Origin of the sequence: Pseudomonas sp. 382 (genome assembly GCF_002759075.1) — a bacterium.
GTDB lineage: Bacteria > Pseudomonadota > Gammaproteobacteria > Pseudomonadales > Pseudomonadaceae > Aquipseudomonas > Aquipseudomonas vlassakiae.
The window spans coordinates 257,578-269,989 of the sequence record NZ_PEMX01000004.1; the positions used below are offsets into that span (position 1 = coordinate 257,578).

Annotated in this window: 15 protein-coding genes; all 15 read right to left on the reverse strand. The window is 63.7% G+C overall.

Translation table 11 applies throughout. The annotated features are described in order from the left end of the window. Positions 1-34 precede the first annotated feature (34 nt). The 15 genes from flhB to fliH all read right to left on the reverse strand — a co-directional run bounded on the left by flhB (position 35) and on the right by fliH (position 12,367). On the reverse strand, positions 35-1,177 hold the full coding sequence (gene flhB / locus CQW31_RS07500; RefSeq protein WP_054884186.1) for a flagellar biosynthesis protein FlhB: 1,143 nt from the start codon (positions 1,175-1,177) through the stop codon (positions 35-37). A 2-nt stretch (positions 1,178-1,179) separates the two neighbouring features. Beyond that, positions 1,180-1,956 carry a flagellar biosynthetic protein FliR gene (gene fliR / locus CQW31_RS07505; RefSeq protein ID WP_054884187.1) on the reverse strand — a complete coding sequence of 259 codons (777 nt, stop codon included), beginning with the start codon at positions 1,954-1,956 and terminating at the stop codon, positions 1,180-1,182. A gap of 7 nt (positions 1,957-1,963) precedes the next feature. After that, positions 1,964-2,233: a flagellar biosynthesis protein FliQ gene (fliQ, locus tag CQW31_RS07510; RefSeq protein WP_054884188.1), complete on the reverse strand. Its 270-nt coding sequence runs from the start codon at positions 2,231-2,233 to the stop codon at positions 1,964-1,966. Between the two features lie 21 nt (positions 2,234-2,254). Further along, complete coding sequence (gene fliP / locus CQW31_RS07515) at positions 2,255-3,022, reverse strand: flagellar type III secretion system pore protein FliP (protein WP_054884189.1); 768 nt, start codon at positions 3,020-3,022, stop codon at positions 2,255-2,257. Beyond that, on the reverse strand, positions 3,022-3,468 hold the full coding sequence (gene fliO, locus CQW31_RS07520) for a flagellar biosynthetic protein FliO (protein WP_054884197.1): 447 nt from the start codon (positions 3,466-3,468) through the stop codon (positions 3,022-3,024). The genes fliP and fliO overlap by 1 nt, the downstream gene beginning before the upstream one ends. A gap of 12 nt (positions 3,469-3,480) precedes the next feature. Continuing rightward, on the reverse strand, positions 3,481-3,945 hold the full coding sequence (gene fliN, locus CQW31_RS07525) for a flagellar motor switch protein FliN (RefSeq protein ID WP_054884198.1): 465 nt from the start codon (positions 3,943-3,945) through the stop codon (positions 3,481-3,483). A 47-nt stretch (positions 3,946-3,992) separates the two neighbouring features. Next, the gene (gene fliM / locus CQW31_RS07530) at positions 3,993-4,961 is read right to left on the reverse strand and encodes a flagellar motor switch protein FliM (protein ID WP_054884190.1); all 969 of its coding nucleotides are present in this window, start codon (positions 4,959-4,961) and stop codon (positions 3,993-3,995) included. A gap of 9 nt (positions 4,962-4,970) precedes the next feature. Continuing rightward, the gene (fliL, locus tag CQW31_RS07535) at positions 4,971-5,468 is read right to left on the reverse strand and encodes a flagellar basal body-associated protein FliL (RefSeq protein WP_054884191.1); all 498 of its coding nucleotides are present in this window, start codon (positions 5,466-5,468) and stop codon (positions 4,971-4,973) included. A gap of 412 nt (positions 5,469-5,880) precedes the next feature. Continuing rightward, on the reverse strand, positions 5,881-7,188 hold the full coding sequence (locus tag CQW31_RS07550; RefSeq protein ID WP_099814202.1) for a flagellar hook-length control protein FliK: 1,308 nt from the start codon (positions 7,186-7,188) through the stop codon (positions 5,881-5,883). Positions 7,189-7,259: 71 nt separating this feature from the next. Beyond that, positions 7,260-7,607, reverse strand: a complete 348-nt coding sequence (locus CQW31_RS07555; protein WP_054887150.1) for an Hpt domain-containing protein — start codon at positions 7,605-7,607, stop codon at positions 7,260-7,262. A gap of 60 nt (positions 7,608-7,667) precedes the next feature. After that, positions 7,668-9,359, reverse strand: a complete 1,692-nt coding sequence (locus CQW31_RS07560; RefSeq protein ID WP_099814203.1) for a fused response regulator/phosphatase — start codon at positions 9,357-9,359, stop codon at positions 7,668-7,670. Positions 9,360-9,367: 8 nt separating this feature from the next. Continuing rightward, complete coding sequence (locus CQW31_RS07565) at positions 9,368-9,673, reverse strand: STAS domain-containing protein (protein WP_054887152.1); 306 nt, start codon at positions 9,671-9,673, stop codon at positions 9,368-9,370. Between the two features lie 122 nt (positions 9,674-9,795). Continuing rightward, a complete protein-coding gene (gene fliJ, locus CQW31_RS07570; RefSeq protein ID WP_054887153.1) occupies positions 9,796-10,248 on the reverse strand; it encodes a flagellar export protein FliJ in 453 nt (150 codons plus the stop codon). 6 nt (positions 10,249-10,254) lie between these two features. Then, the gene (fliI, locus tag CQW31_RS07575) at positions 10,255-11,613 is read right to left on the reverse strand and encodes a flagellar protein export ATPase FliI (protein WP_099814204.1); all 1,359 of its coding nucleotides are present in this window, start codon (positions 11,611-11,613) and stop codon (positions 10,255-10,257) included. Continuing rightward, complete coding sequence (gene fliH / locus CQW31_RS07580; protein ID WP_054887155.1) at positions 11,603-12,367, reverse strand: flagellar assembly protein FliH; 765 nt, start codon at positions 12,365-12,367, stop codon at positions 11,603-11,605. The genes fliI and fliH overlap by 11 nt, the downstream gene beginning before the upstream one ends. Positions 12,368-12,412: the final 45 nt, after the last annotated feature.

Consider the following 12,412-nt stretch of genomic DNA (forward strand, 5'->3'; position numbering starts at 1 on the left):
GGCATGCCCGCGAAGAGGCCGGTACAGGCTAGAATCAGTTGTCGCGACGAAGGTCCGGCGGAATCGGCAGGTCTGGCTTCAGCGGCTCTGGCCGCTTGCCCTTGCCGGAGCGGTATTGGCGAATCTGGAACACATAGGCCAGCACCTGCGCCACCGCCAGGTACAGCCCCGCCGGAATCTCCCCCTCGACCTCGGTGGAGTAGTAGATCGCCCGCGCCAGGGCCGGCGATTCGAGGATCTGCACCTTGTGCTCGACGCCGATCTCGCGAATCTTCAAGGCAATGAAGTCAGTTCCCTTGGCCACCAGCAACGGCGCTACCCCGCCCTTCTCCGGGTCGTACTGCAGGGCCACGGCATAGTGCGTCGGGTTGGTGATGATCACGTCGGCCTCGGGCACAGCCGCCATCATACGCCGCTGCGACACCTCGCGCTGCAACTGGCGGATGCGCTGCTTGACCTCAGGCTTGCCTTCGCTGTCCTTGTACTCGTCCTTGACCTCCTGCTTGGTCATCTTCAGCTTCTTGTGCGTCTGCCAGAGCTGGAACGGCACGTCCGCCGCCGCGATCAACAGCAACCCGGCCGCCATCCACAAGGCACTCCAGCCGACCACCTGGACGCTGTGGATGATCGCCTGCTCCAGCGGCTCGTTGGCGATGGCCAACAACGCCTGGCGATCATTGCCCAGCACCACCAGCGCAACGATCAGGATCACGAAGAACTTGGCCATCGCCTTGAGCAACTCGGTCAGCGAGTTGAGCGAAAACATCCGCTTGATACCTGACAACGGGTTCATCCGGCTGAACTTGGGCTGCAACAGGCTTCCGGAAAAGATGAACCCGCCAAGGGCGATGGGTGACACGAAGGCGATCACGAACAGCAGCATGAGCACCGGCTGCACCGCCCATATGGCCATCTTGCCGGACGCCAGCAGGAACATGCCCATCGAGCGCTCGTCGGTCAGCACCTCCCGGGGCAGGGAAAAGTTCATCCGCATCAGCGTCATCAAGGTTTCCGCCAGGTTGCCGCCAAAGGCCAGCAGCGCGCCGGCACCGGCCAGGGTGGAGGCTACGGTGTTGAGCTCCTTGGAACGGGCAATCTCACCTTTCTCGCGCGCATCGCGCTTGCGTTTGTCGGTGGGGTCTTCCGTCTTGTCCTGCCCACTCTCGCTTTCAGCCATGCTCAGCGCGCCCTTGCCAGTTCACGCAGCCACTGCAACGCGTCACTGGCCAACGCCTGGTAGTGGGAGAGAATGTCGGCCAAACCGACCCAGAAGATGCCCATGCCCAGTACCAGCGTCAGTGGAAAACCGATGGAAAAGATGTTCAGCTGGGGCGCTGCGCGGGTCATCACGCCAAACGCGATGTTCACCACCAGCAGCGCAGTGATGGCCGGCAGGATCAACAGCAATCCGGCACCGAACACCCAGCTCAGGCGCCCGGCCAGCTCCCAGAAGTGACTGACAACCAGGGCGTTGCCTACCGGCAAGGTGGTAAAGCTTTCGGTCAGCACTTCGAACGCCACCAGGTGGCCGTTCATCAGCAGGAACAGCACGCTGACCAGCATGGTCATGAACTGGCTGATGACGGCCACGTTGACCCCGTTGGCCGGGTCGACCATGGAGGCAAAGGCCATGCCCATCTGCACGGCGACAATCTGCCCGGCGATCACGAAGACCTGGAACAGCAGCTGCAGGGAGAACCCGAACAACGCGCCAACGATCACCTGCTCGCCACACAGCAGCAGGCCGCGCAGGCTCAGCGGGTCGAATTCCGGCAGGGGCGGCAAGGCCGGCACGATCACCACGGTAATCGCCACCGCCACATACAGGCGAATGCGCGCCGGCAGCATACGGGTGCCGAAGATCGGCATGGTCATCAGCACCGCCGTCACCCTGAACAGCGGCAGGATGAAGGTGGCGACCCAGGTGCCGATCTGCGCGTCGGTCAGCTCCAGCATGGCAGGCTCAACCGATCAGCTGCGGGATGCTGGTGTACAGGCCGGTGATGTACTCCATGAACTTCTGCACCAGCCATGGCCCGGCGACGATCAGCGTGACCAGCATCACCAGCAGGCGCGGCAAGAAGCTCAGGGTCTGTTCGTTGATCTGTGTGGCAGCCTGGAACATCGCCACGACCAGGCCAACCAGCAGACTCGGTATCACCAGGATGGCAACCATCAGGGTGGTCAGCCACAGTGCGTCACGGAACAGGTCGACAGCGACTTCAGGTGTCATGCGTAGGCTCTCCTGGCAGCGTCACACGCCGCCGAAACTGCCGGCCAAGGTGCCCATGATCAGCGCCCAGCCATCGACCAGGACAAACAGCATGATCTTGAACGGCAGCGAGATGATCAGCGGCGACAGCATCATCATGCCCATGGCCATCAGCACACTGGCCACGACCATGTCGATGATCAGGAACGGGATGAAGATCATGAAGCCGATCTGGAACGCGGTCTTCAATTCCGAGGTAACGAATGCCGGTACCAGGATCGTCAGCGGGACCTGGTCGGGGCCGGCGATGTCGGTGCGCTTGGACAGGCGCATGAACAGGTCGAGATCGCTTTGCCGGGTCTGCGCCAGCATGAAGTCCTTGAGCGGGCCCTGGGCCTTGTCGATGGCTTGCTGGGCGGTCATCTTCTCGCTCAGGTACGGCTGCAGGGCATCCTGGTTAACCCGGTCGAACACCGGCGCCATGATGAACATCGTCAGGAACAGGGCCATGCCGGTCAGCACCTGGTTCGACGGCGTCTGCTGCAGGCCCAGGGCCTGGCGCAGGATCGAGAACACGATGATGATGCGGGTGAAGCTGGTCATCAGGATGACGAACGCCGGGATGAAGCTCAGCGCCGTCATGATCAGCAGGATCTGCAGGCTGACCGAATACTCCTGCTGCCCGTCCGCAGTGTTGGACAGGGTGATGGCCGGGATCGACAGCGGGTCCGCGCCCTGGGCCAGCGGCGCAGCCAGCAGCAGCGCGATTGGCAACAAGGTGCTCAACAAAATGCGCAACGCGCCATTCATCACTTCTTGTCCTTCTGATCCTTGCCCATCAGCTCCATCAGCCGCTGGGCAAACTCTGGCGTCGCCTGGCGGGCGCTGACGGGCACTTCGACCGGTTCGGCCATGACATGCAGGGCTTCGATGCTGCCTGGCGTGTGACCGATGAGGATCTGCTCCTTGCCGACCTGCACCAGCAGCAGCCGGTCACGCGGGCCGATGGCGCGGCTGCCGACGATCTCGATCACCTGCCCGCCCTTGGGCGTGGCGCCTTGCATGCGGCGCAGCGCCCAGGCCAGGAAGAAGATCAGCCCCACCACCAGCAACAGGCCGAACACCATCTGCGCCAGCTGCCCGCCCAAGCTGCCGGGCGCAGTGGCCGGCACCGCAGCCGGCGAGGCAGCAGGCGTGGCAGCAGCGATGGCCAGGTCGCTGACCAGCAGCGTGGCCAGGGCCAACACGGCCCGCATCGTGCGCTTCACTCAGCGCAGCTTCTTGATACGTTCGCTGGGGCTGATCACGTCAGTCAGGCGGATGCCGAACTTCTCGTTGACCACTACCACTTCACCGTGGGCGATCAGCGTGCCGTTGACCAGCACATCGAGCGGCTCACCGGCCAGCCGGTCAAGTTCGATCACCGAGCCCTGGTTGAGCTGCAGCAGGTTGCGGATGTTGATTTCGGTACTGCCCACTTCCATGGAAATGCTCACCGGAATATCCAGGATCACATCCAGGTTCGGGCCTTCGAGGCTGACGTTCTCGTTCGGCCGCGGCGAGCTGGCGAACTCCTCCATCGGCAGGCGACCGGCACTGGGCTTGCCGCTGTCAGCGGCGAGCAGTGCATCGATGTCGGACTGGCCGGCATCACCGGTTTCTTCCAGGGCCGCAGCCCACTCATCGGCCAAAGCCTGGTCTTCAGGGGAAGTGATCTCGTTTTCGTTAGCCATGATGTCCTCGACAGGCATTCAATTCGTTGAGAGCGATCGGCACGCGTTCAGCGGCGTTCGATCGGGTCGATGATCTGCAGGGCCAGGTTGCCCTTGTGCGAACCCAGGCGCGCCTTGAACGACGGCACGCCATTGGCGCGCAGCACCAGGTGCTCGGGCAGCTCGACCGGAATCACGTCGCCGGCCTGCATGTGCAGGATGTCGCGCAGCTTCAGCTGGCGGCGGGCAACCGTGGCGGTCAGCGGCACGGAGACATCCAGCACGTCCTCGCGCAGGGCCTTGACCCAGCGCTCGTCCTGGTCGTCGAGGTCGGACTGGAAGCCGGCGTCGAGCATTTCCCGCACCGGCTCGATCATCGAATACGGCATGGTTACATGCAGGTCACCGCCACCGCCGTCCAGTTCGATGTGGAAGGTCGACACCACCACCGCTTCGCTCGGGCCGACGATGTTGGCCATGGCCGGGTTGACCTCTGAGTTCATGTACTCGAAGTTGACCGGCATGATCGCCTGCCATGCCTCCTTGAGGTCGACGAAGCACTGGTCCAGCACCATGCGCACCACGCGCAACTCGGTGGGAGTGAATTCGCGGCCTTCGATCTTGGCGTGACGGCCGTCCCCGCCGAAGAAGTTGTCCACCAGCTTGAACACCAGCTTGGCGTCGAGGATGAACAGCGCGGTACCACGCAGTGGCTTGATCTTGACCAGGTTGAGGCTGGTCGGCACGTACAGCGAATGCACGTACTCGCCAAACTTCATCACCTGCACGCCGCCGACAGCCACGTCGGCCGAGCGGCGCAGCAGGTTGAACATGCTGATGCGGGTGTAGCGGGCGAAACGCTCGTTGATCATTTCCAGGGTCGGCATGCGACCCCGCACGATCCGATCCTGGCTGGTCAGGTCGTAGCTTTTGATGCTGCCAGGCTCGGCAGCGCTCTCGGTCTGTACCAGCCCATCGTCGACGCCATGCAACAGGGCATCGATCTCATCCTGGGACAGCAGGTCCTGTACGGCCATTGCGGACTCCTACTGCAATACGAAATTGGTGAACAGCAACTGGTCGACCACCGGCCTGCCGACTTCCTTCTGCGCCACTTCCTGAACCACTGCGGTGGCTTTCTGACGCAGCATCTCCTGGCCCACCGAACTGGCCGCCAGGGTGTCGAAGCCCTGCCCGGAGAACATCATCACCAGGTTGTTGCGGATCACCGGCATGTGCACCGTGAGCGCGTCCAGGTCGGCCTGGCTACGGCCTTGCATCGTGATGCTCAGCTGCATGTAGCGCTGGCGGCCGTTCTGGTTGAAGTTGACCACGAAGGCTGGCGCCAGCGGCACGTAGATCGCTGGGGCCTTGGCGTTGGTGGCAGCTGCTTCCGGGGCGGGTGCCGATTCAGTCTTGTGCATGATGAACCAGGTGGCGCCCACCGACAGGCCGACTGCCAGCAACAGGGCCAGCACCAGCAGCAGGATCAGCTTGAGTTTGCCTTTTGCGGCGGGGTCTTTCACTGCGTCGCTCTTCGCCATGCCAATAATCCGTCGTCCATCGGGGTTTCAAAGAAGGATGACGTGGCTTGAGCAAGTGTTATGCCATGTTTGGCTTGAGAGGTGTGTCGCCTGTGAGATCGAGCGCCGCCCGCGCGGCGCATCGCGGGCAAGCCCGCTCCCACATTTGTTTCGGGCCAATCACTCCTGTGAAGCCAACAGGGACCGCCTTGGTGCATGACTGGAGACAGGTGGAGCAGCATCTGTGCCCACCGAGATGCATCGCCGGACCCTGTCGGCTTCAACCGAGATGCATCGCCATACAAACAAGGCGGTCCCTGTTGGCGGCACAGGAGTAACTGGCCCGAAACAGATGTGGGAGCGGGCTTGCCCGCGATGCGCCGCGCGGGCGGCGCTCGATCTCAAAGGCGCTGAAAATCTCAAGGCAGACACATCAGGCGTAATAATCGACAGCACTGTCACCAATGACCACCTGCTGCTCGACAGCCCGGGAGACCTCGCCCGCCCCGCTCTGTTCGCCCTCGCCGCCCTGAGCCCGGCGCGCAGCCACCCCGGACAGCTGCGAGCCGTCCTGCTGCGCCTGTTGCTGCTGCTGACGCGACTGGTCGGCAACGTTGACGTCCGGCTGCGCCAACCCCTGCTGGGCAAACAGCTCACGCAGGCGATACACCTGGCTGTCCAGCGCATCGCGTACGCCGGCATGACCACTGACAAAGGTGATTTGCGTGGACTGGTCAGTCGCCACATTGACGCGAATATCGAGGCGGCCGAGCTCAGCCGGCTCCAGCTGAATATCCGCCGACTTGAGGTTCTGGCTGGACAGGTACATGACCCGGTTGACCAGGCCTTCGGCCCATGCACCCTGGTTCATGTGCAGCGGCTGATGCAACGGATTGGCATTGACCGGCACGGCATTGGCGGTCTTGGCAGTCACTGCCTGGGTCAGGCTGGCCAGGCGATTGGCAAAGTCATCGACGCGGGTGTCGCTGCTGGCGCTCTTGGTGTCCTTGAGCCCGTCTTCGAGCAAGGTACCGAAGGCCTTGTCGCCGGTCTCGGACTTGCCGGCCTCGCCCTCGACCTTGTCGATCAGGGTCGCCAATGGATTGACGGCCGCCTGATTGTCATCGGACTGGGTTTTGCCTGGCTCCGCAGCGTGCGTCGACGTCGTGCCTTTGGCCTGGGCGCTCTGCTCCAGGGCCAGACGCAACGTCGGCAGATTGGCCAACGGGTCGGCATCCGGGTCAAACGCATCGGTCTCGGGCTGTTCCGGCACTGGCTTGGCAACCTCGGCCACGGGCGGCTGCTGGATAGCCGCCTGCAACACCGGCGCCACGGCTTCAGCCTGAGCCTGCAGCAACTGCGCGCCGGGCTGCGCGTCGGTCACCTGGCCCGCCACCAGGCTGGCATCGAGCGACCCCACGTCACTGGGCACGGTAGCGTCGACAGTGGCAGGCGGCGCATCGTCTGCTGGCAATATGTTGCCGTCATCGGCAACCGCCGGTTTGTCGGCGGCCTCCTTCTTGCCGCCCTGGGCAACGTCAGGCTTGTCCTTCGCGACCGGCGGGGCCGCCTTGTCGTTGCGTGCAGGTGCCTTGTCACGCCCCTGCCCAGCCATGACCTGATCGAAGCCGGCGCCTTGCCCGCCCGCCGCCTGCAGCGGCTTGTCCACCCGCGAGGAGCCCGCGCTCGACGGCTTGCTCAGGGTGTTGGCTTGCAACAAAGGGTTGGATGCGACAGGCATTGAGCGGTCTCCGCGCCAGAAACTGGAATATCATCTGGACACTGAGAGGCAAAAGTCGCGCCAACTTTCCATCAACTCGCCGAAACGCGCTCACGCTCGCCACGATAGAAGCCTTTCACCTCCAGGTATTCCTGGTCGATCCGGTTGATCAGGTCTTCGATGCCATACAGCGGCCGCTCTTTGACCCGCTCCTCCAACTGCTGGCACAAGCGGGAAAGGCCAACGGCCCCCATGTTGCTGCTGCTGCCCTTGAAGCTGTGCGCGGCCATGCCGAGCTCATCGGCACTCTTGGCCTCATGCAGCTGGTTCAAACGCTGTTCGGAGTCTTCCAGGAAAGTGTCCAGCAACTGCAGGTAGCCATCTTCCATGACCTCCTGCAGGTCGCTGAGTACCTTGTGGTCAATATGCATGTCAGTCACTTGCTCACTCCTTGATCAAGCCGGATTATGCCTGAGCCGCCCTGCGGCCCTCCAGACACATCACCAATCAAACCGCACGCGGGCGCAGCGGCCACCTTCGCACCACTCGGCATGGCTGCCAAGCCGCCGCACCAGGTGTAGCCCGCGCCCACTCAACTCCTGCTCCACCGACGGACGCGACAGCACACGCTGCACATCGAACCCCGCGCCACTGTCGCGGACCTCGATGGTGAGACGCCCGCCCGACCCAGAGGGTTCAACCTTCAGGTCGATACGCACGAACCCGTCGGCCAGTGTCACCAGGCGCCGGGCGCGCTCCTCATAGTAGTCGGCAAAACCTTGCACATCCCGTTTGAGCTGCGAATCCAGGCCCAACACACCATGTTCCAGGGCATTGGTGAACAGCTCACTGAGCACGTTGTGCAAAGCGCCAGTGCGCGGCCGCAGACCATGAATCTCCTGCAACAACTGCACCAGGTAAGGCACCGGGTTGAATCGCTTGAGGCTTTCACCGCGCAATTCGAACGCCAACGCCCAGTCCAGCGGACTGGAGCGCCCACTGTCGGAATACAGGGTCGGCGCGGGCACCCGGTCCTCGCCACTGAACATGCGTATGTCGCACAGGCTGATGTCATCCCGGGGGCTGCCGCCAAAACGCGCCAAGGCCTGCATTACCTCATCGAACAACTGCGCCGGGTCACGATTGGCGGCCAGCACCTCGCGCAAGCGCTCGACACCGAACAGGCGCTCGTGCTCGTCTGCGGTATCGACCACGCCATCGGACAGCAACAACAGCCGCTCACCCGCCGCCATCGGCAGCACTTCGGTGCTGTCATCGAAGCGCTCCGGCGCAAGGATGCCCAGCGGCAGATGACGCGACCCGAGCCTGCCGAGCACTTCGCCGTCTACCGACAGCCGGTAGCCATCCGGCATGCCGCCATTCCACACTTCCACCGCCCCGCGCTGCACACTCAGGTTGAGCAGCAGCGCACAGCAAAACATGTCCACCGGCAGGATGCGCTTGAGCTTGGCATTCATCTCGCGCAGCATCTGCGCCAAGCCATAGCCCTTCGCGGTCATCCCGTAGAACACTTCCGCCAGCGGCATCGCCCCCACTGCCGCCGGCAAGCCATGCCCGGTGAAATCCCCCAGCAGCACATGCATGTCACCGGCCGGGGTAAACGCAGCCAGCAGCAGGTCACCATTGAACAGCGCATAGGGAGACTGCAGGTAACGGATGTTCGGCGCCGTGATGCAGCCGGAATGCGCGACCTTGTCGAACACCGCCTTGGCCACCCGCTGCTCGTTGAGCAAGTGGTGATGGTGGCGGGTGATCTGGTCACGCTGCTCGAGCACGGTCGCCTGCAAACGGCGCAGGCGGTCCATGGCGCGGATCTTGGCCGCGAGGATCACCGCACTGTAGGGCTTGGCCATGAAGTCGTCACCGCCGGCCTCCAGGCATCGCACCAGGGCATCCTCTTCGCTCAGCGAGGTCAGGAAGATGATCGGCACCAGCGCCTCGCCTGCCAGTGTCTTGATCTGCCGCGCCGCCTCGAAACCATCCATCACCGGCATCAAGGCGTCGAGCAACACCAGTTGCGGACGCTGTTCGGCAAACAGCGCCACGGCCTGCTCGCCATTTTCCGCAGTGAACACCCGGTGGCCCTGGCGACGCACAATCTGCGCCAGCAACACGCGGTCTACCGCACTGTCCTCCGCCACCAGTACGGTCAACGCATGCTCGGCCGGCATCTGGGCACTCAACTGATATCGAACAGTTTTTCGAAATTGGAAATGGCCAGGATCTTGCGCACGTCGGAGTTGGCGTGCACCACGCGCACGTCCGAATCGTCACCCCCGGCATGGTCCCGCAACAGCAGCAGCATGCCCAGCGCAGAGCTGTCCAGGTAGGTAGCCTCCTTCAGGTCGACCACTACCGAATCAGGCTTGTTCTCTTGGCGCTCGTAGGCATCACGGAATTCCTGATGCTTGCCAAAATCGAAGCGCCCCTTGACCTTGATCGTGAGTTTTTTCTCGTCCTGCGAAAAATCAGTCTCGACTGCCATGCTAGCGATCCCTTCGATGATGGCGAATGCAACTCTTCAAGGTTTAGCAGCCCGATGCCGGAGTGGCAAGGTAGCCTGTGCCGGCCTCTTCGCGGGTAAACCCGCGAAGAGGCCGGTGCAGGTTACAGATGACCTTGCCTTGGCAAGCGCTGCGATAGCTCATCCAGCAAACGCTGCTCACGCTTGTCTTCGGCCCGCCGTGCCTCGTCCATGTAGCGCTGCACCAGCTTGCGCAGCCCTTCCACCCGGGCATAGGCTTGCTGCCAGGTGCCGCGGGCATTCTTCAGGTTGTTCTCATGCCAGGCCAGGCTCTGCCGCTGTTGGGTCATGGCCGTTTCCAGCTGGGCCAGGAAGCGCTGATAGTTCAGCAGCCAGCTGCCATTCACGCCCTGCCCGCCACGATTGATCCACTGCGCCTGGTACCCTTCGCGGAACGATTCCAGCTCGGCCAGCTTGGCCTGGGCCTGGACCACCTGCTGCTGGAAGTGCCCCACCCGCTGGGCAGCCTTGCGCTCAGCCTCTTCGGCCATGTCGACCACCGGGGCCAGACGCGCAGCACGACCGGGCAGGCTCATGCGCTATCAGCCCTTGGCCGGCGGCGTGAAGATCGCCCCCAGCTCGTCGCGGCTCTGGCCCATGCTGACATTCTCGTCCAGGCCCTGGCGCAGGAAGTCCACCAGCTTGGGCTGCAAGGCAATGGCCAGGTCGGTTTCCGGATCGCCACCGGCGACATAGGCACCCACACTGATCAGGTCACGGCTCTGCGACAGGCGCGACCACAGCTGCTTGAATTTCTGGGCCTGGCGCAAGTGGTCGGCATCGACCACCTGCGGCATGACCCGGCTGATCGAGGCCTCGATGTCGATGGCCGGATAATGGCCTTCCTCGGCCAGGCGCCGGGACAGCACGAAGTGGCCGTCGAGCACACCCCGTGCCGAGTCGGCGATCGGATCCTGCTGGTCGTCACCCTCGGACAGCACCGTGTAGAACGCCGTGATCGAGCCGCCGCCGGGCTCGCCGTTACCCGCACGCTCGACCAGTTTGGGCAGCTTGGCGAACACCGACGGCGGATAGCCACGGGTGGCCGGCGGTTCGCCGATGGCCAGGGCAATTTCGCGCTGGGCCTGGGCGAAACGGGTCAGCGAGTCCATCAGCAGCAGGACGTTCTTGCCCTTGTCACGGAAGTACTCGGCAATGCGTGTGCAGTACATGGCGGCACGCAAACGCATCAGTGGCGCATCGTCAGCAGGCGATGCCACCACCACCGAGCGCTTGAGCCCTTCCTCGCCGAGGATGTGTTCGATGAACTCCTTGACCTCGCGCCCCCGCTCGCCAATCAGCCCGACCACGATGATGTCCGCCTCGGTGAAGCGGGTCATCATGCCCAGCAACACCGATTTACCCACGCCGGTACCGGCGAACAGGCCCAGGCGCTGGCCACGACCGACGGTGAGCAAGCCGTTGATGCTGCGAATGCCCACGTCCAGCGGCTTGCTGATCGGGTCACGGTTGAGTGGGTTGATGACCGGGCCGTCCATCGGCACCCAATCCTCGGCGCGCATGCCACCCTTGCCATCGAGGGCACGGCCGGCACCATCAAGCACCCGGCCGAGCATGCTCATGCCCATGGGCAGGCGGCCGCTGTCGTCCAGCGGCACCACGCGGGCACCCGGCGCGATGCCGGCAATGCTGCCCACCGGCATCAGGAACACCTTGTTGCCGGCAAAGCCCATCACCTCGGCTTCTACCTGCACCGGGTGGTAGCTGTCGTCGTTGATCACCAGGCAGCGCCCGCCCACCGCAGCGCGCAAACCTTCGGCTTCAAGGGTGAGGCCGACCATGCGCAACAGGCGGCCTTCGACCACCGGTTGCACCGGCAGCCCGATCGCCTCGGCGTAGCCACCCAGGCGCTTGCCGAAGCTGGTGCGGTCAAGGCGCATCGCGGGCGTCCAGTTCGATCGACAGGTCTGGTGTCGCCGGGTGCAGGGCCTGGTCGTGCAGTTGGTCGAACAGTTGCGCAACGGCTTTCTCGATGCGTGTTTCCATGGTCGCGTCGATGCGGCTGTGCAAGGTCTCGATACGGCAGCCGCCCGGCAGCAGAGCCTCGTCCTCGAGCAGCTTCCAGCGCTCCTCATGACGCTCGCGCAGCGCCTTGGCCTGCTCGAAGTCCTGCGGGTTGAGGTGAATGCGAATGTTGTCGGCGCCCATCGGCAGCAGCTTCAGCGCCTCGCGCAGCACTTGCGTGATCTGGCTGGAGTCGCTGCGCAGTTCGCGGCCGATCACCTGCCGCGCCATGTGCGCAACCAGATGCACCATGCTGCGTTCGATCTGCGTGTCCTGCTCGGCGATCGGCTCCAGCAAATGCCCCATCAGCTGCTCCAGGCTGGCCAGCTTGACGGCAAGCGCTTCCTCGGCCTCCTGGCGCACCTTCAGTTGCGTGCTGTGGAAGCCCTCGCGCTCGCCGGTGGCGAAGCCTTCGTTGTAGGCCTCCTGGCGGATCGCTTCGAGTTCTTCGAGGGTCAGTGGCTGGACTTCTTCCAGCGGTACTTCCTCGACTTCTTCCTCGACGACTTCCGGCTCTGGCTCGGGCTCCGGCTCAGGCTCCGGATCGAAGCTGGGCAACGCCCAGACATCGAACCCCTCGAGGTCGCGGGCGCGGATCAGGTCGCTGGGATGGGATTCTTTGGTGGGCATGTTCTCAGCTACTCATCAACGGTCCCTGTGGGAGCGGGCTTGCCC